Annotated in this window: 16 protein-coding genes; 8 read left to right on the top strand and 8 right to left on the bottom strand. The window is 73.2% G+C overall.

Going from position 1 to position 22623, the window contains the following annotated elements:
- The first annotated feature begins 103 nt into the window (after positions 1-103).
- Positions 104-661 carry an acyl-CoA thioesterase gene (locus tag ABCR83_RS24030; RefSeq protein ID WP_462697234.1) on the top strand — a complete coding sequence of 186 codons (558 nt, stop codon included), beginning with the start codon at positions 104-106 and terminating at the stop codon, positions 659-661.
- 6 nt (positions 662-667) lie between these two features.
- On the opposite strand, the gene ABCR83_RS24025 is transcribed toward ABCR83_RS24030, so the two are convergent.
- A complete protein-coding gene (locus ABCR83_RS24025; RefSeq protein WP_462697233.1) occupies positions 668-2149 on the bottom strand; it encodes an LCP family protein in 1482 nt (493 codons plus the stop codon).
- 237 nt (positions 2150-2386) lie between these two features.
- Here ABCR83_RS24025 and ABCR83_RS24020 point away from each other — a divergent pair, with 237 nt between their 5' ends.
- Complete coding sequence (locus tag ABCR83_RS24020; protein ID WP_462697232.1) at positions 2387-3433, top strand: glycosyltransferase family 2 protein; 1047 nt, start codon at positions 2387-2389, stop codon at positions 3431-3433.
- On the opposite strand, the gene ABCR83_RS24015 is transcribed toward ABCR83_RS24020, so the two are convergent.
- From ABCR83_RS24015 to ABCR83_RS24000, 4 genes are all read right to left on the bottom strand, one after another.
- Positions 3420-5054: an LCP family protein gene (locus ABCR83_RS24015; RefSeq protein WP_462697231.1), complete on the bottom strand. Its 1635-nt coding sequence runs from the start codon at positions 5052-5054 to the stop codon at positions 3420-3422. The genes ABCR83_RS24020 and ABCR83_RS24015 overlap by 14 nt on opposite strands.
- 218 nt (positions 5055-5272) lie before the next feature.
- Complete coding sequence (locus ABCR83_RS24010) at positions 5273-7084, bottom strand: LCP family protein (RefSeq protein ID WP_462697230.1); 1812 nt, start codon at positions 7082-7084, stop codon at positions 5273-5275.
- Between the two features lie 185 nt (positions 7085-7269).
- A complete protein-coding gene (locus tag ABCR83_RS24005) occupies positions 7270-8454 on the bottom strand; it encodes an LCP family protein (RefSeq protein WP_462697229.1) in 1185 nt (394 codons plus the stop codon).
- A gap of 78 nt (positions 8455-8532) precedes the next feature.
- A complete protein-coding gene (locus ABCR83_RS24000) occupies positions 8533-9285 on the bottom strand; it encodes a TIGR03089 family protein (protein WP_462697228.1) in 753 nt (250 codons plus the stop codon).
- A gap of 129 nt (positions 9286-9414) precedes the next feature.
- Between ABCR83_RS24000 and ABCR83_RS23995 the strand changes: the two genes are divergently transcribed.
- The 3 genes from ABCR83_RS23995 to ABCR83_RS23985 all read left to right on the top strand — a co-directional run bounded on the left by ABCR83_RS23995 (position 9415) and on the right by ABCR83_RS23985 (position 13132).
- Positions 9415-10920: a peptidoglycan recognition protein family protein gene (locus ABCR83_RS23995; RefSeq protein WP_462697227.1), complete on the top strand. Its 1506-nt coding sequence runs from the start codon at positions 9415-9417 to the stop codon at positions 10918-10920.
- Between the two features lie 82 nt (positions 10921-11002).
- Positions 11003-12085, top strand: a complete 1083-nt coding sequence (gene manB / locus ABCR83_RS23990) for a mannose-1-phosphate guanylyltransferase (RefSeq protein WP_462697226.1) — start codon at positions 11003-11005, stop codon at positions 12083-12085.
- 132 nt (positions 12086-12217) lie between these two features.
- A complete protein-coding gene (locus ABCR83_RS23985) occupies positions 12218-13132 on the top strand; it encodes a DNA-3-methyladenine glycosylase family protein (RefSeq protein WP_462697225.1) in 915 nt (304 codons plus the stop codon).
- A 95-nt stretch (positions 13133-13227) separates the two neighbouring features.
- Here ABCR83_RS23985 and ABCR83_RS23980 read toward each other — a convergent pair whose 3' ends face one another.
- From ABCR83_RS23980 to ABCR83_RS23970, 3 genes are all read right to left on the bottom strand, one after another.
- A complete protein-coding gene (locus ABCR83_RS23980) occupies positions 13228-14544 on the bottom strand; it encodes a coenzyme F420-0:L-glutamate ligase (RefSeq protein ID WP_462697224.1) in 1317 nt (438 codons plus the stop codon).
- Positions 14541-15539 carry a 2-phospho-L-lactate transferase gene (gene cofD, locus ABCR83_RS23975; protein ID WP_462697223.1) on the bottom strand — a complete coding sequence of 333 codons (999 nt, stop codon included), beginning with the start codon at positions 15537-15539 and terminating at the stop codon, positions 14541-14543. Before cofD ends, ABCR83_RS23980 begins: the two co-directional genes overlap by 4 nt.
- 175 nt (positions 15540-15714) lie before the next feature.
- Positions 15715-16212, bottom strand: coding sequence for a cysteine dioxygenase (locus ABCR83_RS23970; protein WP_462697222.1), 498 nt, complete (start codon positions 16210-16212; stop codon positions 15715-15717).
- Positions 16213-16873: 661 nt separating this feature from the next.
- Between ABCR83_RS23970 and ABCR83_RS23965 the strand changes: the two genes are divergently transcribed.
- From ABCR83_RS23965 to ABCR83_RS23955, 3 genes are all read left to right on the top strand, one after another.
- Positions 16874-17137 (top strand): WhiB family transcriptional regulator, encoded by a 264-nt coding sequence (locus ABCR83_RS23965; protein WP_004952403.1) that lies wholly within the window; start codon positions 16874-16876, stop codon positions 17135-17137.
- 316 nt (positions 17138-17453) lie between these two features.
- Positions 17454-21113 (top strand): glycosyltransferase family 2 protein, encoded by a 3660-nt coding sequence (locus tag ABCR83_RS23960; protein ID WP_462697221.1) that lies wholly within the window; start codon positions 17454-17456, stop codon positions 21111-21113.
- A complete protein-coding gene (locus tag ABCR83_RS23955; RefSeq protein WP_462697220.1) occupies positions 21110-22603 on the top strand; it encodes a DUF5719 family protein in 1494 nt (497 codons plus the stop codon). Before ABCR83_RS23960 ends, ABCR83_RS23955 begins: the two co-directional genes overlap by 4 nt.
- The last annotated feature ends 20 nt before the right edge of the window (positions 22604-22623 follow it).

Genomic DNA, 22623 nt, shown 5'->3' with positions numbered 1-22623 from the left:
CGGCAGGACACGGGTGCTCGCCCGATGGGACGGGACCGGTGCGGGGCTGTTGCAGACCTGATGCACAGCGGCCCGTCCGAGGGCCCCGCATACAGTGGGGAACATGACCATTCAGGACCGGAGCCCGGAATCCGCTGCGTCCGGCATACCCGGCAAGCCGATCTCGGCCTCGCGCACCACCCTCTCCCACATCATGACCAGCAACGAGACCAATCTGCTGGGCACCGTGCACGGTGGCGTGATCATGAAGCTGGTGGACGATGTCGCCGGTGCCGTCGCCGGGCGGCACTCCGAGGGCCCGGCCGTCACCGCGTCGATGGACGAGATGGCCTTTCTGGAGCCGGTCCGGGTCGGTGACCTGGTGCATGTGAAGGCCCAGGTGAACTGGACCGGGCGGTCCTCGATGGAGATCGGGGTGCGGGTCCTGGCCGAGCGGTGGAACGAGTCCAGGCCCGCCACCCAGGTCGGCAGCGCCTATCTGGTCTTCGCCGCCGTCGACGAGGACGGGCGGCCGCGGACCGTGCCGCCGGTGATCCCGGAGACCGAGCGGGACCGGCGCCGCTACCAGGAGGCGCAGATCCGGCGCACCCACCGGCTGGCCCGGCGCCGGGCGATCAGGGAGCTGCGGGAGAACCGGGCCGCGGAGGGCATCGAGGATTAGGGCTCGTCAGGCCCCCGCCCCGCAGACCACCTGGTCGCCGGTGACCACCTGGGGGGCGCCGGTCCGCTGGGGGGCCGGCTCCTGGGCCCGTACCCGGTGCACGCCCGCGAAGTCCGCGCCCAGGGTCACCAGCATCAGCGGCCCCTGACCGGCCACCGCCCGCAGCTCGGCGCCGGGCAGGGCCGCCGCGACCGAGCGGACCGAGCGGTCCCAGCGCGGGTCGAAGGAGATCACCGTGTGCGGCACCGGCGGGGCATTGGCGGGCAGCCCGGTGGTGGCGAAGCCGGTGGCGTGCAGCTCCAGGTCGGTGGCGCGGCCCAGGCCGGCGCGGCCGGCGCCGTTGAGCACCTGTACATGGATCTGCCCGGGCGACACCTCCACGGCGGTCGGGGGCTGGTCGCGGAGCCGGTTCGAGGCCGCCTTGCCGTCCTGGGTGCGGCCCGCGGGGTGCGGGGTGATGGGGCGGTCCTCGCGCAGCGCCTGGAAGATCTTGGCGGCCGCCGGTTCGTCCCACTTCACCGTCGAGCCGACGTGCGGGACCGGGAAGTCCACCACGGTGAGCGGTACGGAGGTGAACTCCGAGGACGCCGGGGTCAGCCCCTTCAGCGTGCGGCCCAGCTCGACCAGCTCGTCGGCGCTGAGGCCGCGGTCGGCGCGGACCGACCCCAGGAGCGCGTCGGCGACCTCGTGGAACCTGACCGGATTGAGCATCATCCCGCTGCTGGTCACCTTGGACAGCAGCGAGGCGATGAACCGCTGCTGCCGCCGCATCCGGCCCAGGTCGGAGCTGCCGTCCACATGCCGGGAGCGCACATACTGCAGGGCCTGCCCGCCGTTGAGCGTGCTGGTGCCGGCCGGCAGGTCCAGTCCGCTGTGATCGTCCTTGAGCGGACGGGTGGTGCACACCTGCACCCCGCCCAGCAGGTCCACGGTCTTCATAAAACTGGTGAAGTCCACCTCGACGTAGTGGTCGAGGTGCACACCGGTCAGCTGCTCGACGACGCGTACGGTCAGGCTCGGGCCGCCCTCCGCATAGGCCGCGTTGAGCTTCTGCGGATGGGCCGGGTGGACCCGGCCGGCGGAGTCGGTGCGCTCGGGCAGCACGACATAGGTGTCCCGGGGGAGGCTGACCACGGTGGCCCGGTCGCGGCCGGCGGAGAGGTGGACCAGCATCATGGTGTCGGTGCAGTGGCAGGGGTCGCCGCCCAGGTGGTAGCGGGTCCGCTCGTCCTCGGTGATGGTGTTGCGGCTGTCGGTGCCGACCAGCAGCACATTCACGCCCTGGTCGTCCCCCGGCGGCCGGTTCGCCAGCCCGCCGAAGGGGTCGATGCGGCCGATGCCCCGGTCGATCCCGTGCACCACCGCATGCCCGATGCCACCCGTGCCCAGGACGACGACGGCGGCCCCAGCGGCGATCCGCAGCCCCCAGCGCGGGCGCCGCGCCGCACCGTGCCGGGCCCGGGGCGGGGGGTGGGCTGGTTCGGTCACTTCGAGACCTCCGATGGGGGTCCTTCCCTGCTCGAGCGGAGTCGAGAGCCTGGGGGAGAGCGGGCAGAAACCGGGGACACCGTAGGTCCATACGATCAACAGCTCGCGGCCCCACGCCGCCCGCGAGGGGCCCGCCACCCGGGCGGGGCGGGGGAGTGTCCCCCGTTGGCGGTAACGTGGCCGACGATTCCGCCGTCCGCCGGAGGGTGACCCCGACCCTCGTACCCCCGAGGAACCATGCCGGAGCAGCAGCCCGCCGTTTCCGTGATCATGCCGGTGCTCAATGAGGAGCGCCATCTGCGCACCGCGGTGCGGCACATCCTGGAGCAGGACTATGCCGGCGAGCTGGAGGTGGTGATCGCCCTCGGTCCCTCCACCGACCGCACGGACGAGATCGCCGCCGAGCTCGTCCAGGAGACCGCATCCCATGAACGCGCCCGGGTGTACACCGTGCCCAATCCCACCGGCCGTACGCCCGCCGCCCTGAACGCGGCGATCAAGGCATCCCGGCACCCGATCGTGGTGCGGGTGGACGGGCACGGGATGCTCTCGCCGGATTACCTCGCGACGGCCGTGCGGCTGCTGGGCGAGACGGGCGCGCAGAACGTCGGCGGCATCATGCACGCCGAGGGCGAGAACGACTGGGAGCGGGCCGTCGCCGCCGCCATGACCTCGAAGATCGGGGTGGGCAACGCGGCCTTCCACACGGGTGGCACGGCGGGCCCCGCCGAGACCGTGTATCTGGGCGTCTTCCGGCGGGCGGCCCTGGAGCAACAGGGCGGCTACAACGAGGAGTTCATCCGGGCGCAGGACTGGGAGCTGAACTTCCGCATCCGTGAGGCGGGCGGGCTGATCTGGTTCTCGCCGGAGCTGAAGGTCTCCTACCGGCCGCGGCCCAGCGTGCGGGCGCTCGCCAAGCAGTACAAGGACTACGGGCGTTGGCGGCACGTCGTCGCCCGCTACCACAAGGGCTCGATCAATCTGCGGTATCTCGCGCCGCCGGCCGCGGTGATCGCCATCGCGGCCGGGGTGTTGGCGGCGGCCGTCACCCCTTGGGCTCTGGTGGTGCCGGCCGGGTATCTGGCGGCGATCACGGTGGGGTCGATGCCGGCGGGGAAGGGGCTGTCGCCGGGGGCGCGGCTGCGGATTCCGCTGGCGCTGGCGACCATGCACATGTCGTGGGGGTTCGGTTTCCTGACGAGCCCGCGGGCGCTGGCCCGGAGGGTCATCGCCAGCCGGCGGCCGGCGGTCAGGCAGAGCCCCGGATCGCTCAGAAGCGGTTGAGCGGATTGACCTTCATGCAGGCCGACTTGTCGTCGCCATTGAGCGGATCGGCGCTCTCGGGCGCCTTGTTGTCATCGGGCTTGCGCTGCTTGGGCGTCTCGTCGTCCTGCTGCTTCTCGTCCTTCTTTTCGTCCTTTTCGTCCTTCTTTTCGTCTCCGCCCGGCTTCGCCGGGTAGCTGGTGCCCTTGCGCCAGTCCCCGCCGATGACCAGGGTCACCTGCTCGGCCGAGGTGGAGAGCCGGACCGCGCTCTCGGGCAGGCCGATGGCCTTGGCCACGGCCAGGGCGTCGGCGCGCTGTGCGGTCCGGGCGTAGGTGATGGTGGTGTCCGCCTGCGCCCTCGGGGTGGAGTCGGCGCTCGCCCTGGCGAAGCCCTGCTTCACCAGGTGGGCGGCGATGTCGGAGCCGCGGCCGGTGGCCGGGGGCAGTACCGCGGTGCCGGTGCCGTTCTGCACGATGACCTCGATGCCGGCCCGGGCGGCGTTCGGCGCGGTGGGCCGGGCGCCCTGGTCGCCCTTGCTGTCCTTCGGCTTGTCCTTGCCGTCCAGCGCAATGTCGTTGCGGACCAGCGAGAAGAGCTTGTCGGCGTCGCCGGGCTTGGGGATCACATGCGCGTCCGGGTCCTGCGGGTCCTGGATCCACGGCATGGTGGTCATGGTGATCCGGCCGGACGGCACCCGCTGCACATCGTTGGCGAGGTCGTAGAGCTTTTTGACCGACCCCAGGTCCTTGTCGACGGTGAGCGCCTTGGTGGCCGATTCGGCGAGGTCGGTGAGCTGGCCGGGGTCGGACAGCTTGGTGCCGCCCTTGAGTTGACGGGCCATCGCGTTCATATAGAGGTGCTGGGCGTGGGTGCGGCCTATGTCGCTGCCGTCCTCGAAGCCATGGCGGGTGCGCAGCCACTGCAGGGCCTGCTCGCCCTTGACCGTGTGGCTGCCCTTGGTCAGGCGCAGGCCGGACTTGTCGTCGTAGACATTGCCGTCGACGCAGACCGGGACCCCGCCGACCGCGTCGGCCATGCTCACCACCCCGGAGAAGTCGATCATCATAAAGTGGTCGACGGGGATGCCGGTGAGCTCCTCCCAGGTGGCGACGGTGCAGCCCGGACCGCCGTTCTGCAGGCTGGTGTTGATGATCTGGGTGTCGGTCTCCCGGTATACCTTGCCGTCGGCCGGGTCGGTGCACTTGGGGATGGTCACCCGGGTGTCGCGAGGGACGCTGATGACCGACATGTTGCTGCGGTCGGCCGAGATGTGCAGCAGCATCTGGACGTCGGCGAGCGGCGGGCGGTCGGCGTCCTCGCGGGCGCCGCCGAGGTCCTGGTTCTCCTTGCTGCTGCGGCTGTCGGAGCCCAGCAGCAGGATGTTCAGGGGGCGTTGCCCGGAGGAGTTGGGGACGCTGCGGTCGAGCTGTTTGTCGCTGAGGTTGAGGTTGCTCTTCTTGATGTTGTGGTTGAGGTGCTGGTAGTAGAAGTACCCGGCCGCGGACACCACCAGGACGAGGACCGCCAGACCGAGGGCGCTCCAGCGCAGTATCCGCACCGCGCGGGCGCGCTTCTTCTTCCCTCCGGTCTTCCCCTCGCCCGTCGGCTTGTTGTCGCCGGGCGCGCTGTCGAGCCGCATCGGGCCTCCCCTGAGTGGTGCGTCCGGCCCGATGGGCGCGGGCGTGTGCTACCTGGTCGCTGTGGTACTGACGTTTCCCGCGTGATGCCGGTTAGGGAGACCCCGGTGACCTGTGGTTGCGGCCGGGGGTCCGGGGGCCGCGCGGCGGAGCCGCTGGTGTCACGGCCCCGGGAAAGCGCAGTACTGGGTGAGATGCGCAAGTTTGTGCGGGCGGTTCTTCACTTCGCGCAGATGTTCTTGTCGTCGGCTTCGATCTTCTGGATCCCCTCGGGCGCCTTCGACGGGGCCTTGGGGGCGTTGACCGGGGTGCCGGCGGCCTTGAAGTCCGCGCCCAGGGTGAGGGTCATCTCCGCGGTGGGGGCCGCGCCGGTCGTGCCCTGCCTGAGGGCGTCGGCGGACAGCCCCATGGCGTCCGCGAGCCGGCGTGCCTGGTCGGCCTGGTTGGGGGCGAACTCCAGGGTGGTTCTGGCCGTCTTCCCCGAGGGGGCGTTGCCGCCGTTGCCGGTGCGGTTCATGCCCTGGGAGTTCTGCAGCCAGCGGACGGTCTCCTGGGCCGCGCCCAGCCGGCCGCTGCCGTTGAGGACCTTGACCCGTACGTTCGCGGGTTCGGCCCGGGGGCCCTTGAGGAGCGCCGCCTGCTTGGCGTCCTGGGCGTCCTTGGCCGCCTTCTCCTTCTGCTTGACCTCGGTGAGGGAGACGTCGTTGCGGACCATCTCGAGCAGCGGATCGGCCTTGGGCTTGTCCACGATGACGGTCTTGCGGACCTTGCCGTCGGCCGGATTGTCCATGACCGGGAGCGTGGTGAAGGTGATGTTCTTGAGATTCACCTTCTTCAATTCCTTTGCCAGGCTGGTCAGTTTGGAGATGGATCCTATGCCGGTGTCGACGGTGAGCGACTTGGTGGCGGCGTCGCCCAGGTCGTAGAGCTTCTTGGGGTTGGTGAGGTAGTCGCTGTTCTTCATCTTCCGGATCAGCGAGCTCAGGAACTGCTGCTGGAGCTCGATCCGGCTGAGGTCGCCGCCGAAGCCGACGCTGTGCCGGGTGCGGACGAACGCCAGCGCCTCCTCGCCCTCGACCTCGTGCCGGCCCTTGCTCAACTTGAGGTGGGACTTGGGGTCGTTGATGTCCTTGGCCAGGCACACCTCGACGCCGCCCACCGCCGAGGACATCTCCTTCACCGCATTGAAGTCGGCCATCATGAAGTGACTGACCTTCAGCCCGGTGATCTGCTCGACGGTCCGCCAGGTGCAGCCGGGGTCGCGGTCCTCCTGGCCCAGGCTCTCGTTGAAGCGGACGTTCTTCGAGCCTGGGATGCTCCTGGTCGAGCCGTCCTTCTGCTTGGTGGGGCAGGGCGGGACATCGGTGACCATGTCGCGCGGGATGGAGATCACCGTCGCATTGGACCGGTCCTCGGAGACATGGAAGAGCAGGGTGGTGTCGGCGTGGCCGACGCTGCCGTCGTCGCCATAGCCCGTGTTGCCCTTGCCCGAGCGCTTGTCCGTGCCGATGACCAGGATGTTGACCGGGCCGTCGGGGACGGCCTCGTTGTCCACCCCGACATCGACCTTCTCGATGTTGTTGTTGAAGTGCTGGTAGATCAGATACGCCCCGACCGACCCGCCCACCAGCAGGAAGGCCAGTGTGCCGCCGGTCCACAGCAGGACCTTCTTCTTCGCGGACTTCTTCGGCCGGGGCTTGCGACGGCCGGTCGCCGCCGCCTGCCCGGGCTTGGCCGACTTGGCGGCCTTGGCCGGCTTTCCGGCGGACGCCCGGTTCGCGGCCCGGCCGCCGGGGCGCTGCTCGGGCATGCCCCGGCGGCCGCCCGGCGGGTCCGCGGCCAGGGGCATCTCCTGGGTGCCCGCCGGGCCGTCGGAGTGGGACCGGGGCGCCGGCGCGGGGGAGGGGCGGTCCGGTGCCGCCGGGCCCTGGGCGGGGTCGAGCCGCAGTTCATAGCTGCCGGTCCGGGGGTTGAACACCCATTGGTCGGCGGGGTCGATGCCGTCCCCCTGCCCATGGCCTTGCGCGTCCACGGTCGCTTGAATCCTCCGTCGGTGCCACGCGGCGCCTGCCCCCGAGGCGCTCGGTCACGTCAACTAGTGCAGTGCGCGGTCACGCGGCCGTGCGCACGGATTTGCTCACATTATCCGCCAAGTTCAGCGCCAAGCGACGCTGGTGACAAATCCGGCTCTACTTATAACTGGTCAATTCTGCACCATCAGCCACAGATGCCGCGGGCCGCGGTGGTTCCCTCATAGGTGGGGGCCTGGGTGGGAGAGGGGGACGGAGTCCCCTCGCCGTCCCGCCTCCGGGTGCCGCCCGGCTTGTTGTCGGCGGGGCGTACATGCTTGGTCACCGCCACCGGCCGGTCCCTGCGCAGGAGTTCGAAGAGCTGGTCGGCGTCCGGCTGCACCAGCTCGTCCCGGTCCGGGTTGTAGGGGTACGGCCGCCGAGGCACCGTCAGGAACTGGACCCGCTCGGTGGGGATGTTCCGCACGGTGCGCACCAGGTCGTACATCTTCTTGAGCGAGTCGAGCCCGGCGTCCGTGGTGAGGGACTTGGTCGCCGCGTCGAGCACCGGGTAGAGGCGGGTGGGATTGAGGAGCACCCCATCGCTGTGCATCTCCTGGAACAGGGCCCCCAGGAACTCCTGCTGACGCCCCATGCGCTCGGTGTCGCTGCCGTCCCCGAGGCTATAGCGGGCCCGGACATAGCCGAGCGCCTGTTCCCCGTGCAGCACCTGACGGCCCGCCGGGAGCACCAGATGCGCCTCGTGGTCGTCAACGGGCTTCTTGAGGCACACCTCGACGCCGTCCACCGCGTCCACCAGCCGCTTGAAGCTGCTGAAGTCCACGACAATGTGATGGTTGATCCGGACGTGGGTGATGTTTTCCAGCGTGCGGATGGTGCAGGCGGCACCCGCGAATTCGAACGCCCAGTTGAACTGGGCGAAGTGCTCATTGGTGTGGCTGCCGTCCGGCCTGCGGCAGCTGGGGATCTTCGACATCAGGTCGCGGGGGAGGCTGACCGCGGTGGCGCGCTGCCGGTCGGCCGACACATGCAGCAGGATCGTGGTGTCCGAGCGCTGGGTGCCGCTGTCCTCGCCGTACTTGGCGTTGCCGGCGCCGCTGCGGCTGTCGGAGCCGATGATCAGGATGTTCTGGGCGCCCGCGACCAGGGCGGTGGGGCGCTCGTGCTCATAGCGCGCCAGCTCGTCCGCGGTCCGGGTGTCGGTGGTGATGTTGCCGCTGAGCCGTTCGTAGACCACCCAGCCCAGCCCGGCCACCAGAAGCACCAGCGCTGCCAAGCCCAGCGCCAGCCGGCGCAGCCAGCGGCGCCCCCGCCGGGGCACGGGGGGCCGGCCGCCGGGGGCGGTGGCGAAGGGGCTGCTGCGGTGGGTCACGGCCGGGTGTCCTCCTCCGCGGTGGGCGTGGACCAGGGATAACTCTGATCATCACCCGTGCGGAGCGGTCCGGCAGTGTCAGAGGGCCGTCACGGTGACGCGCTCGCTCTCGAGGCGCTTGTTCAGGCCGTCTCCGGGGAGCCGGTCGAGGTTGCGGCACAGCACCACGGAGGCCCCGGCGGCGAGCGGGGCGAAGAGGCCGGCCGAGAGCCCGTCCCAGGTGTCGTACGGCAGGCCGGACAGCAGCCGGGTGCCGGGGCCCAGCCCATACCGGCGGGCGTCGGCACGCGCCCGTTCGACCAGCTCGGCGCCGGTCAGCTCCAGCCCGTCCACGGCCAGGGCGGGCGCGTCCGGGTCCACGGGGGCGTACGGGGCGAAGCGGTCGCCCTGGCCCGGCACCTCCACGGCGTAGTCGGCGAAGCCCTGCGGCGGCTGCGGGAAGCGGCCGCCCAGCGGGCGCAGGGCGAGCGCGATGCGCTCCCCGGTGCAGGCCCGCGCCCGCTCCAGGGTGTCCGGGCCGCTGACGACCAGGTCGGCGGCCGACGGATCGCCGTCCACCTCGGCCGGCACACCGACGGACGAACAGGCGAGCAGCCAGACGGCGGTCTGCCAATGGGCGGGCAGCAGCAGGGCGAGTCGTTCACCCGGTTCGGTGGAGTAGCCGTCCTGAAGCAGATTGGCGGTCTTTGCCACCCAATTGGCGAAGGTGGCGACGGACAGTTCCACTCGTTCACCGGTGGCGTCGTCGTAGAAGGTGACAAGGGGGCGGGCCGGGTCCGTGGCGAGCGCGGAACGCAGCAGGTCGGCGGGGGTGCGGTCGGTGGCGTTCATCGGCGTCAGGGTACGCGGCCCGGGCCCTGACGGTCAGTCGGACGGGGGCCCCGGCAGGGGGTCCGGAAGCCGACTGGCCGTCAGCCGGTGAATGGACAGATATGTCCGTATATGTCCAAGATTTCTGCCATGCGTGGAATCCTTGTCACCTCGACCGTCACGGCCTGCGCCGCCGCCCTGACCCTGCCGTTCCTCGCCACCACCGGCGTCGCCTCGCCCGGCGAACCCGAAGAGCCGTCGGCAGCGGGGCTGGCGGGCTCGACCCACTCGCTGCCCCTGGCCCCGCTCGGCGAGACCGGTCACCTGACCGGCCGGGTGTCGCTGGGGGTCAAGGCACAGCAGGTCAAGCCCTTCTCGCTGGTCGGCATCGTGTGGGACAGCCCGGCCGCGCAGCTGCGCGGCCGGGCCCAGGTCCGTACCCGCGGGCTGGGCAGCCGCACCTGGTCCCGCTGGCAGGACGTACAGCCCCAGGACCACGACCGGCCCGACCTGGACACCGCCGAGGCGCGCTCCGGCCGCCGGGGCGCCACCGCCCCGCTGTGGGTGGGCGCCTCCGATGCCGTGGAGGCGCGCGTCAAACCGGACAGTGCGCTCCATAAAGCCCTGCCCCACGGCCTGCGCCTGGAGCTCGTCGACCCCGGTGCGGACCCGGTCCCGAAGCCGGGCCGGCGGCGCGGTCCGGGGCCCAACGACGACGAGCACGCCAGCTCCGCCGCCAACGCCCAGCTCGCACCGGTGGGGGCCACCGAGATCCCGGCCGGGGGCAAGCCCGTCTCGCCGACCGAGGTCGCCGCCCTGACCGCCACCGCCACCGGCGACCCGGGGCCGGGGTCGGGGCACGAGGGCGAGCACGCGAGCAACAACGGCCGGCCGGCCCCGCCGGCGCCCGTCGTCGCGCCGCCGGTGGCCCTCCCCTCGCCCCCGGAGCCCCCGGCGGGCCCACCGGCCCCGGCCGGTACCGTCGGCACCGGGGAGGGCGGCGACTCCGCCGACGACTCCGACCCCCTCGACAACGACGGCTACTCCGGCTATGCCGGGCCGCGCCCGCGCATCGTCACCCGGGCGGGCTGGGGGGCGGACGAGTCGATCCGCGAGTCGGGCTTCGTCTACACCAAGTCGGTGAAGGCGGCCTTCGTACATCACACCGCCTCGGGCAACACCTATAGCTGCGCGCAATCCGCCTCCGTCATCCGCGGGATCTACCGCTACCACGTCGTCAGCAGCGGCTGGCGGGACATCGGCTACAACTTCCTCGTCGACAAGTGCGGCACCATCTACGAGGGCCGGGCAGGTGGCGTGGCCAAACCCGTCAGAGGCGCCCATACGCTCGGTTTCAACACCAACAGCATGGGCATCGCCGTTCTCGGCACCTTCGGGAAGACCGCCCCGTCCAGCGCCGCGGTGGACGCCGTGGCCCGCATCACCGCGTGGAAGCTCGGCCTGTACGGCGCCAACCCCAAGGGCACCGCGACCCTGGTGTCCGCGGGCGGAAACCTCTTCAAGAAGGGTTCGAAGGTCAAGCTCAAGGCCGTCTCCGGACACCGCGACGGCTACAACACCGAGTGCCCCGGGGACAAGCTCTACGCACGGCTCGGCACCATCCGTTCCACCGCGGCCAGGCTCCAGGGCCGCTGACCGGGCGCGGCCGGGTCCGTGCGGTCTGCATACACTGGCCGCCGTTCCAGGCCCGGCCCCAGCAGGAAGCAGAGACGTCACGGTGACAGAAGCGATTCTCCTGGTCGGCGGCAAGGGAACCCGGCTGCGGCCGCTGACCATGCACACCCCCAAGCCGATGATTCCGGCGGCCGGGGTCCCCTTCCTCACCCACCAGCTGGCGCGGGCCCGGGCGGCGGGCATCGAGCACATCGTGCTCGCCACCTCGTATCTGGCCGAGGTCTTCGAGCCGCACTTCGGCGACGGCTCCGCACTGGGGCTGCACCTGGAGTATGTGACCGAGCGGGAGCCGCTGGGCACCGGCGGCGCCATCCGCAATGTCGCCTCCCGGCTGGGCTCCGGGCCCGACCAGCCGGTGCTGGTCTTCAACGGCGACATCCTCACCGGCCTCGACATCGGAGCCCTGCTCGACACCCACCGCACCACCGGCGCGGACGTCTCCCTGCACCTGACCCGGGTCGACGACCCGCGCGCCTACGGGCTGGTGCCCACCGACCCGGACGGGCGGGTCACCGCCTTCCTGGAGAAGCCGCAGACGCCCGAGGAGATCGTCACCGACCAGATCAACGCGGGCGCCTACGTATTCAACCGGTCGGTCATCGACGCCATCCCGGCGGGCCGCCCGGTCTCGGTGGAACGCGAGACCTTTCCCGGGCTGCTGGCCTCGGGGGCGCATCTGCAGGGCATGGTGGACTCCACCTACTGGCTCGACCTTGGCACCCCGCAGGCCTTCGTCCGCGGCTCGGCCGACCTCGTGCTGGGCCGCGCCCCGTCCCCGGCGGTGCCCGGCCGCTGCGGCGAGCGGCTGGTCCTGGAGACCGCCGAGGTGGCGCCGGACGCCAAGCTGATGGGCGGCACGGTCGTCGGCGCGGGCGCCCGGATCGAGCCGGGCGCCCGGATCGACGGCAGCACGGTCCTCGACGGGGCGGTCGTCGAGGCGGGCGCGCACATCCGCGACTCCCTGGTCGGCGCGGGCGCCCGGATCGGGGCCCGTACGGTCCTGGACGGCGCGGTGATCGGCGACGGGGCGGTGGTCGGCGCCGACAACGAGCTGCGCGCGGGCGCCCGGGTCTGGTGCGGCGCGCACCTCGCGGCGGGCACGATCCGCTTCTCCTCGGACGAATAGCCGCACGGGTCCCGCGGCCCCGCGGAGATCGCCGGGTTCCCCGGGGTGTGTTCCGCCGGGCCGGTGCGGGCGCCGTGGCGAGGCCCCGGGCTCGCCGCGGGGCGCGCCCCGCCACGGCGTACCCTTGGCCGGATGGCCACCCGCAGCTGGACCCCGCCGGGCCCGTACGACCTGGGCCGCACCCTGGAGGTCCTGGCCCGCGGCCCCGGCGACCCCGCCTACCGCACGGCCCCGGACGGCTCCGTCTGGCGGGCCACCCGCACTCCGCAGGGCCCTGCCACGATCCACCTCGCCACCCGGAACGGGCAGGTGCACGCGGAGGCCTGGGGCCCCGGCGGGGACTGGCTGCTGGAGCACCTCCCCGCCCTGCTGGGCGCGGCCGACGACCCCGCCGCCTTCACCCCCCGCCACCGCCTCGTCCACCGGGCACATCACCGCAACCCCGGCCTCAGACTCACCCGCACCGGGCTGATCCTGGAGTCGCTGATCCCCTCGGTCCTGGAGCAGAAGGTCACCAGCGACGAGGCCTACCGCGCCTGGCGGCGGCTGCTCCAGCGCCATGGCGAGCCCGCGCCGGGCCCCGCCGACGGCCCCGCCGCCCGGCTGCGGGTGATGCCCGGCCCGCGCGCCTGGGCGCTGATCCCGTCCTGGGAGTGGCACCGGGCAGGTGTCGACGGCAAGCGCTCGGCGACGATCGTCCGCGCCGCGCGCGCCGCGGCCCGCCTGGAGGAGGCCGCCGCGATGGACCCCGCGGCCGCCGCCGCCCGCCTCCGGGCGATCCCCGGCATCGGCCCCTGGACGGCGGCCGAGACACTGCAGCGCAGCAATGGCGCGGCCGACGCGGTGACGGTCGGCGACCTGCACCTGCCGAGGATCGTCGGGTACGCGCTCGCCGGGGTGCGGGACGCGGATGACGACCGCATGCTCGAGCTGCTGGCGCCCTACGCGGGCCAGCGGCACCGGGCCTGCCGGCTGATCCTGCTCAGCGGGCCGACCCCACCGCGCCGGGCGCCCCGGCTCGCGGTGCGCGACTTCTCGCGGATCTGAGCGGTCCTGGCGAGTACGGGGGTGCGGCGCCGTCGTCCGACGGCTCCCCCTCCGCCGGGCGGGCGCGTACGGCGCGGAGATCCACCAGACACCCCCTAGCGGACCGTCACAAAGGACTCCGGGTCCCTGGCCGGGCGGACGGCCGGTCCGGCCGCCGGGCGGCCGACCGCCACCGCGCCCATCGGATCCCAGTCCGCGGGAAGCGCCAGCACCTCACGCACCACCTCGCGGCAGAACATCGTCGAGGACACCCACGCCGACCCCAGCCGCTCCCCGGCCAGCGCCACCAGGAAGTTCTGCACCCCGGCCCCCGCCGCCACCACGAACATCTCGCGCTCCGCCGCGCTGCGGCGCGCATCCGGGTAGCCGTGCGAGCCGTCCGTCACCAGGCATGGCACCACCAGATAGGGGGCCTTGCGCAGCAGGTCGCCGCGCCGCACCCGGCGGGCGATGCTCTCCTCCGAGCGGCCGTCGGCGCGCAGGTCCGCGATCCATGCGTCGCGCATCGCGTCCAGCAGCCGGGCCCGGGACGCCTCGGACTCCAGCAGCACAAACCGCCAGGGCGTGGTGTGATGCGGCGCCGGCGCGGTCACCGCGGCGGCCACCGCACGGCGCACGGCCCCCGGGTCGACGGGGTCGTCCGTGAACTCCCGCACCGTACGCCGCAGCGTCACCGCCTCCCGTACGGCTTCCGAAGTGCCCAGCCGGAACATGTCGTTCACGGCCTCGCGCACCAACGCCTGTGCCCCTTCGGCCTCTTCGGCCACCACATGTGACAGGCCCCGCACCACCGCCACCGGCAGCCCGCCCGCCTTGCCCTTCACCAGGTCGCCCGCGGCGGCCAGTTCATCGGCCGTGGCCACCACCGTGGCCACCAGCGGATTGCCGTAGGAGTCGACGCCGCCCCGCAGGTCGTCCAGGACCCGCACGCCCGCCGCGCCGATCGCGGCATCCGTCAGCCCGCTGCGCCACGGCCGCCCGAAGGTGTCGGTGATCACCACCCCCACGTCCACCCCGAGGGTGTCCCGCAGCCCGGCCCGGATGGCCCGGGCGGAGGCGTCCGGGTCCTCGGGCAGCAACAGCACGGTGCCGGCCGGGGTGTTGGAGGCGTCGACCCCGGCCGCGGCCATGATCAGCCCGAGCCGGTTCTCGACGATGCGCAGGGTGCCGCGCCGGGCCACCAGCCGCACCGACTCGGCGTCGATCGCGGCCTCGCGGTCCTCGGCCCGGACGATCCGACCCTCGGCCTTGCTGACGATCTTCGAGGTGATGAGCAGGACGTCCCCGTCGGCGAGGCCCGGGAGCCCGGCGGCCGTCGCCGCCGCGGCGACGATCTTGGTGAGGTCGTCCCCGGGGCGTACCTCGGGGATGCCGGGCAGTGCCCACACCCGGAAGGCGGGGATCGCGGTCATGCGCGTACCTCCTCGGCCAGGGCCAGTGCCTCGGCGGCCATCCGGGCGGTGGCCCCGGTGTCGGTCATCATCAGCGGTACCGCGCGGCAGCAGATGCCCGCCGCCTCGACCTCGGCCACCGCCGCCGCGTCGACCGGGTCCACCAGCCAGCCGTCGACGAGGTCCGGGCCGTAGTGTGCGGCCACCGCGGCTGCCGTGGCCTCGACCCCGACGGCCTCGAGGACCTTGTCGGCCATGCCGCGCACGGGCGCGCCGCCGACGATCGGGGAGAGGCCGACGACCGGCGCCGCGGCGTCCGCGACGGCCTCCCGGACCCCCGGCACCGCCAGTATCGTGCCGATGCTGACCACGGGGTTGGACGGCGGGAAGAGGATCACGTCCGCCGCCGCGATCGCCTCCAGCACCCCGGGCGCGGGCTTGGCCTGCTCGGCCCCCACGGGGATGATCGCGTGGGCGGGCACCGAGGCGCGCAGCCGTACCCAGTACTCCTGGAAGTGCACGGCCTTGCGGGTGCTGTCGGTGCCGTCCCCCGCGGCGGAGCCGCCCAGGTCCGCCGTGTCGATGAGGACGTGCGTCTCCACCCGGTCGTCGGACATGGGCAGCAGCCGCACGCCCGGCTCCCACCGCTTGCACAGCGCCTCGGTGACGGCGCTGAGCGGATAACCGGCGGCGATCATCTGGGTGCGGACGATGTGCGTGGCGAAGTCGCGGTCGCCGAGCCCGAACCACTCGGGCCCCACCCCATAGGCGGCCAACTCCTCCTTCACCGCGAAGGATTCACCGGCCCGGCCCCAGCCCTGCTCCTCATGGATGCCGCCGCCGAGCGTGTACATCACCGTGTCGAGGTCGGGGCAGACCTTGAGGCCGAAGAGGTGGATGTCGTCGCCGGTGTTCCCGATGACGGTGATGTCCGCGTCGGGGACTGCTGACTTGAGGCCGCGGAGGAAGCGGGCGCCCCCGATCCCGCCGGCCAGAACCACAATGCGCTGCTGCATACAACAGAGTCTGTCAGCCGCCAGGCTGTCCACCGAAGGGTGGTGGTGGGCGACGGGTGGGACTGTCAGCCGCCGGGCTGTCCACTGAAGGGTGGTGGTGGGCTGGGGGCACCGCCCAGCGGTAGCTGGGGGAGGGTGGGACTGTCAGCCGCGGGGCTGTTCGCCGAAGGGTGGGCTACCGGGACGCGGGCGTGGCCTCGGCGCAGTGCGGCCGGTGGATGGGCATCTCGGTCAGGCCGGGGAAGTAGATGTGCAGGCTGACCGCGGGCTCCAGGGAGTCGTTGACCACCTCGTGGGCGTAGCCCGGAGCGAAGACCCGCTGTGCACCGGCGTCGAGCCGGCGCCGCACGGTGCGGTCGGCCCTCGGGCGCAGCTCGGTCAGCTCGCCGCGCAGCACGGTGAGGACCCCGGAGGAGCGGCCGTGGTCGTGCAGTCCGCTGCCCTGGCCGGGCACCCAGCTGAGCAGCCACACCTCGTAGCCGGGGCCGGTGCGCAGCCGGTGGTACCAGCGGCTGATGGCGTCGTACTCCACCAGTCGGGCCCAGTCCGTACCGGCGGCGATGGCCCGGGCCAGGCCGGCGAACTCGGCGACGGTGGAGGGGTGGGCGGCGGGCGGCGGCATCAGGTGCGGAAGGGCGAGCGGGTCGCCGGCGATCTGGACGTCGCTGTTCATGTGCGGGTTCCTCGGCGAAAGGCGGGAGGCGAAAGGAGGGAGAGGGAGAGGCGCGAAAGGCGAGGCGCGGCGCTGCTGCGCGGGACGCCGCGCCCGGGAAGGGGAGAGGTGCCGAAGGTCAGCCGGAGCGCGGGGGCATCAACAGCTGGAACAGCGACAGCGCGCCTGAACAGCACAGCGGGACCCGTAGGAACGGGTCAGGCCGAGGCTCCCCATGACGGACGCCAGGGGAAGGGAGGTCGCTGGCATGCAGACAAGGAGACCGGCCTCGACTGCGTCGTGTCAACCTGATGTCCGTTTTGGTGGAATCTTTCACCTCATCCGGTGGCCGCGGGCGATCAAGGGTTTGGGTGGGTGTGTCCGCGGACAGTGCGCTCCGGCGTGGCGTCGGCCGTGGCCCTGCAACTGGATCGCCGCCGGTGGCGTCCCCCCTCAGAGAAGAGGGAATTGGGACGGTTGTGGCGGGCGAGAGATGTGTCCACTCTTGTGGTGATTTGGCAACTTTCTGCTCGACCTTGGTTCCGCAGAGTGAATAAGGGGCCCAATAGCAGATCCCGGCTTGACTGGCCCGGATCGGCGCACTTGTAATTTCACACGTGTCTTTCTGCCGTACCTGATCACGGCAGCATCACGGGGACGCAATGACAGACGAGGGGCGCACATGACCGAGCTGTTTCAGCAACTGCTGGTCGAGGAGGCGGACGAGGAGCTCGGCTGGCAGGAGCGCGCGCTGTGCGCCCAGACCGATCCCGAGTCCTTCTTCCCGGAAAAGGGCGGATCAACCCGAGAGGCGAAGAAAGTCTGCCTCGCCTGTGAAGTCCGCTCCGAATGCCTTGAATACGCTCTGGCCAACGACGAACGCTTCGGCATCTGGGGCGGCTTGTCCGAGCGGGAGCGCCGTCGGCTCAAGAAGGCCGCGGTCTGACGCCGTTCCGGACCGCCGCGACGTACCGCGGAGGCCGCCGCCGGGTGACCCCCGGCGGGCAGCCGACAGGCCGTCACCACCTCCGCGGCCACCCCGAACCACCGCCGCACCACCACTGAAAAGGCTCTCACCACACGGTCCGCCTCCCGCGCCCCGCACTCAGGAGGCGGACCGCCGTGTTGGCAGCCACTAGTCTGGGGGGCCGTCCGAGACGCACCCCCGCCCCTGGGGTGAGCGCGTCCACCGCAGTCCAGCACCGCGGCCCCGCCGGGAGCCCCTCCCGGCGGCCGCCCCCGGCCGGAGGGCCCGTACGCCGATGTCCGTGCACAGCAATACGACGGTTCACCACCCGGCCACCGCCGCCCCCCTGACCGGATACGAGCCGGTGAACCCGCCGGCCTTCCCCCGGCACGTCGTCACCGCCGTGCTCGTCGCCCATGACGGCGCCCGCTGGCTGCCCGACGCGCTCGCCGGACTGCTCGGCCAGGACCGGCCCGTACAGCAGGCGGTCGCCGCCGACACCGGAAGCGCCGACGACTCCGCCCGGCTGCTCACCGAGGCGCTCGGCCCGGACCGGGTGCTGCACCTCGCCCGCCGGGCCGGCTTCGGCACCGCCGTCGAGGAGGCCGTCCGCACGGCCCCCGCCCCGACCGAGGACGCCCTGCCCTACCTCAGGAGCTCCAGCGGCTGGGACCCCCTCAGCCGCACCTGGCGCGAGGACTCCCACGACTTCGACGCCCCCGACCGCGACGCCGAACCCGTGCAGTGGCTCTGGCTGCTGCACGACGACTGCGCCCCCGAGCCCGGCGCCCTGCACGAACTGCTGCGGGTGGCCGACGCCGAGATCACCGCCGGCCGGCCCGCCGCCGTCATCGGCCCCAAGCTCCGCAGCTGGTACGACCGCAGGCAGCTGCTCGAGGTCGGCGTCTCCATCGCCCGCGGCGGCCGCCGCTGGACCGGCCTGGACCGCCGCGAACAGGACCAGGGGCAGCACGACCAGGTACGCACCGTGCTGTCGGTGTCCAGCGCGGGCATGCTCATCCGCCGCGACGTCTGGGCGGAACTCGGCGGCTTCGACGCCCGGCTGCCGCTGATGCGCGACGACGTCGACCTGTGCTGGCGCGCGCACACCGCCGGACACCGGGTGCTCATCGCACCCGACGCCGTGCTGCGGCACGCCGAGGCGGCATCCCGGGAACGCCGCCCCGTCGACTGCGCGGGCCGCCGCCGGACCTCGCCGCACCGGGTCGATAAGGCCGGAGCCGTCTACACCCTGCTCGCCAACACCCGTGGCGCCCTGCTGCCGTACGTCCTGCTGCGGATCGTCCTCGGCACCCTGCTGAGGGTCCTCGGCCACCTCGTCGGCAAGGCACCCGGGCAGGCGCTGGACGAACTCACCGGCCTCGGCGCCACCCTGCTGCGGCCGGGCAGGGTCCGCGCGGCGCGCGGAAAGCGGCAGCGGCACGGCCCGCCGAAGGTCACGGCCGGGGAACTGCGACCGCTCTTCCCGCCGCCCGGTGCCACCCTCAGGGTCACCTTCGAACAGCTCGCCGCCGGCTTCGGCGGCCGCGCGGACGCCGAGTCCTCGTCGGCCGGGCGCCATGGCGCGGTCGAGTCCGGGCCCGGCGGCGACGACGCCGACTACCTGGAGATCGAGCAGTTCGCCCGGCTCAAGCGCCTCGCCCGCAAACCCGCGCCGGTCCTGTTCGCCCTGCTGCTGCTCGTCTCCGCCATCGCCTGCCGGCAGTTGTTCGGCGGCGGCGCGCTGTCCGGCGGGGCGCTGCTGCCCGCCCCCGAGCACCTCTCGGACCTGTGGGCGCGGTACACCGACGGCTGGCACCCGGTGGGCACCGGCGACACCGCGGGGGCCCCGCCGTATCTGGCGATCCTCGCCGCCCTGTCGACGCTCTTCCTCGGCTCCACCGGCTTCACCCTGACGCTGCTGCTGGTGTGCTCGGTGCCGCTGGCCGGGCTGGCCGCCTACCTCGCCTCCCGCCCGCTGATCTCCTCCCGGCTGCTGCGCGCCTGGGCGAGCGTCACCTACGCCTTCCTGCCCGCCGCGACCGGCGCCCTCGCCACCGGCCGGCTGGGCACCGCGGTGCTCGCCGTCCTGCTGCCGCCGATGGCCCGCGCGGCCGTCTCGGCCTGGGGGCTGCGCGCCCCGGACGCCCGCCCCTCCTGGCGCGCCGCCTGGGCGTACGCCCTCCTGCTCACCGTCACCACCGCCTTCACCCCCGTGGTGTGGCCGCTCGGCTGTGCACTGGGCCTGGGCGTCCTGCTGCTGCACTGCGTACGCGGCGGAGCCGGCCGACTGGCCGCGCACGGCCCGGCGCTCCTCATCCCGGCCGCCACCCCGGCCCTGGTCCTCGCCCCCTGGTCGCTGGGGCTGCTCACCCACCCGAGCCGCTTCCTGGACCAGGCCGGACCGGAGTACGGACACGGCTCGTCCACCGCGCTGCACCTGCTCACCGGCGACCCCGGCGGCCCGAGGACCACCGGCTGGCTGCTGCTGGCCGGCGTCGTCCTCGCCGCCCTGGCCGCCCTGCTGCGCGCCGACCGGACGCTCGCGGTGCGCACCGCCTGGGGGGTGGCGCTCGCCGCGCTGCTCTGCGCCGGGCTGGTCAACCACTCGGCGTGGGCCGGGCCCGCGACCCTCGTCTACTGCCTGGCCCTCATCGCGGCGGCCGCGGTCGGCGCCGAGGGCTCCCGCGAGCGCGTCGCCGCGCTCAGCTTCGGCTGGCGCCAGCCGGTCGCGGGCCTGATCGCGGTCGCCGCCGCGGCGGCCCCGCTGGCCGCCGCCGTCGGCTGGGCGGTGAGCGGCGCGGGCGGCCCGCTGGAGCGGCGCGACCCGGCCCAGGTCCCGGCGTTCGTCGCCGAGGAGGCGAGCACCCGCGACCAGGTCCGCACCCTGGTCCTCGACGGAGACCCGGCCCATGTCCGCTACGCCCTGGTGCGCGGCTCCGGGGTGCGGCTGGGCGACGCCGAAACGGCCGGCGCCCGGGACACCCGGCTGGACACCGTGGTCGCCAACCTGGCCGCGGGCGCCGGAGCCGACCAGGCGGACCGGCTGGGCGACTACGCGGTCGGCTATGTGCTCGCCCGCGACAACGCGCCCAAGGAGCTCGGCCAGGTCCTGGACACCACCCCCGGCCTCACCCGGCTCAGCCAGGAACGCCGCAGCTCGCTGTGGCGGGTCGACCGGCAGGTCGCCCGGGTCACCATCACCGGCCCGAACGCCGCGCCGGTGCCCGTCGCCTCCGGCCCCGTCGAGGCCCACACCACCATCCCGGGCGGCCCCGCCGGGCGGGTGCTGCGCCTCGCCGACCGGACCGCGCCCGGCTGGCAGGCCACCCTCGACGGGCACCCGCTCAAGCGCACCACCCTCGACGGCTGGGCCCAGGGCTTCCAACTCCCCACCAGCGGCGGAAAGTTGTCGCTGACCTACCAGACGCCCCCGGCGCACACCGCCTGGGTGTGGACCCAGGGATTCCTCGCCCTGGTCCTGGTGGTGCTCGCCCTGCCGGGCCGACGGCGCGAGGTCGACGACGACCTGCCGGAGCCCGCGGCCGTGCTGCCGCAGGCCACCGCCGTGCCGGCGCAGGGCGTGGCGGGGGAGGGCCGCCGGGCCCGCAGGCTGCGCGCCGCGGCCGAGGCCGCCCGGCCCCCGGCGGAGCCCGCACCGATGCCCACCGACCCCTACGAGCAGCAGCCCTCGGCCGACCCCTACGCCGCCGTGCCGCAGCAGCAGCCGTACGACCCGGCCGGTGGCTGGGACACCACCCAGCAGCCCTACCCGGGCTACCAGGCCTACCCGGAGGGCTCCTACGACCCCTACGGCTACGGCGGCTCGTACCAGCAGCAGGGCCAGTACCCGTACGACCCCTACGGGGGCCACCCGCAGCAGCCCCATGGCCCGGGCGAGACCACCTACGGCACCGGCACCCAGCCGCACCGTGACGGGAGCGAGCAGCAGTGAAGCGCACCACCCTCTCGTTGTTCGCGGCCACCGCGGCGCTGGCCGCCGTCACCGGTGCCGGCCTCCTCAACGCGCCCCCGGGCGGCGGTGGTGGTGGCGGCGCGGCGGCCAGGACGCCCGCCCGGCTGCCGGTGCAGCAGTCCACGCTGGTCTGCCCGGCGCCCACCTCCTCGGACGTGGGCGAGACCACCTACACCGCGTACACCCCGGTGGGCGGCACCGAGGGCCGGGGGGCGAAGAAGACGGCGGCCGACCTGCTGCCCGCCGGGAGCGCCGGCAAGAAGAGCCCGGACACCGGCAAGCCCGTGCTCTCGCTCAAGGAGCCCGGCAAGCCCGCCACCGCCGGCACCGACCGCTCCGACGCCCCCGCCCTGACCGGCAAGGCCACCGGAGCGCTCGCCCCGGGCTGGACCGTCCAGCAGACCACGGTGGTCGGCGCGGGCAGCGGGCGCGGGCTGCACGGCCTGTCCTGTGCCGCCCCCGGCACCTCCTTCTGGTTCCCGGGCGCGAGCACCGCCAAGAGCCGCCAGGACTACGCCCACCTCACCAACCCGGACAGCACCCCGGCCGTCGTCGACCTGGAGCTCTACGGCAAGGACGGCCGCCTCAAGGCCCCCGCCGCGGAGGGCGTCACCGTCCCGCCCCGCTCCACCGTGCCCGTGCTGCTGTCGACCCTGACGGACGCCCCCGCCGACAACCTCACCCTGCACGCCGTCGCCCGCTCCGGCCGGGTGGGGGCCGCCGTGCAGGCCTCCGACGACAAGCTCGGCGGCGACTGGCTGCAGCCCGCCGCCGACCCCGACCGGAATGTGGTCCTGCCGGGGATCCCGGCCGACGCCACCTCCGTACGCCTGATCGCCTTCGCCCCCGGCCCGGACGACGCCGATGTCAGGCTGCGCCTCGCCGGGCCGAGCGGTTCGATCACCCCGGCCGGGCACGAGGCGCTGCACATCAAGAGCGGCATGACGGCCACCGTGGACCTGGGGAACATCACCAAGGGCGAGGCGGGCTCGCTGCTGCTGGGCACGGAGGACGGCGGCGGCCCGGTCGTCGCCGCGCTGCGCGTCACCCGCGGCAAGGACGACAAGCAGGAGACGGCGTTCATCCCGGGCACCCCGCCGATCGAGGTGCGCGGCACCGTCGCCGACAACCGGGCGAAGGGCAGCACGCTCTCGCTGACGGCGCCCGGCAAGGAGGCCCGGGTGAAGGTCACGGCATCGGCGGGCCGCGACGGCGGCCGCCCGGTCACCAGGAGCTACACCGTCAAGGCCGGGACCACCCTGGCCGTCGAGCCGCCACAGCCCTCCGGGGGCAAGGGCGGCTATGCGGTGACCGTGGAGAAGGTGTCCGGCGGCCCGGTGCACGCCTCGCGGATGCTCGCGCTGCCCAAGGACGGCATCCCCATGTTCACGATCCAGCCGCTGCCGGACGACCACTCCCTGGTGGCGGTCCCCGAGGCGCGGCCGGACCTGTCCATGCTCAACCGCTGACCCGCGCCCGGCCGTTGGCG

The organism is Streptomyces xingningensis (assembly GCF_054957865.1).
This window is presented reverse-complemented; position numbering and strand designations above follow the sequence as displayed.